The sequence below is a fragment of the Pseudomonas sp. 51_B genome, assembly GCF_017491595.1.
Lineage (GTDB): Bacteria > Pseudomonadota > Gammaproteobacteria > Pseudomonadales > Pseudomonadaceae > Aquipseudomonas > Aquipseudomonas promysalinigenes.
In genome coordinates, this window is the sequence record NZ_JAFGYW010000167.1 from 1 (window position 1) to 531 (window position 531).

Genomic DNA, 531 nt, shown 5'->3' on the forward strand with positions numbered 1-531 from the left:
GGGCACGACCGTATGGAAGGACGTCGCCGCGGACATGCTCGTGCTCAACGACAAGACGCAGACCGCGAAGAGCGGCTACGTGCGCCCCGTCAAGAAGAAGAGCTGAACCGTTTTTCGGGCGCGCAGCGGCGCGCCTGCATCATTGTCGAGTTTCGAAGGATAGCTTTTCATGTGCGGGATTGTCGGCGCAGTTGCGCAACGTAACATCGTTCCGGTGCTGATCGAAGGGCTGCGCCGTCTCGAGTATCGCGGCTACGACTCATGCGGCGTCGCGGTACTCGACGCCGGCGCCCCCGCGCCGGGCACGCCCAAGCGCGCGCGCAGCGTCGCGCGGGTGGCCGATCTCGACGCGCAGGTGCGCGAATCGCATCTCGAAGGCGAGACGGGCATCGCGCACACGCGCTGGGCGACGCACGGCGCGCCCGTCACGCACAACGCGCATCCGATCTTCTCGTCGGACGCGCTCGCGCTCGTGCACAACGGCATCATCGAGAACTTCGAGCCGCTGCGCGAAGCGCTGCGCGCGAAGGG

1 pseudogene is annotated in these 531 nt (G+C 67.2%); it reads left to right on the top strand.

Annotated features, from left to right (window positions below):
- Nucleotides 1–169: 169 nt before the first annotated feature.
- A pseudogene (locus J5M56_RS24205) lies at nt 170–531 on the top strand (glutamine--fructose-6-phosphate aminotransferase); the annotation flags it as partial.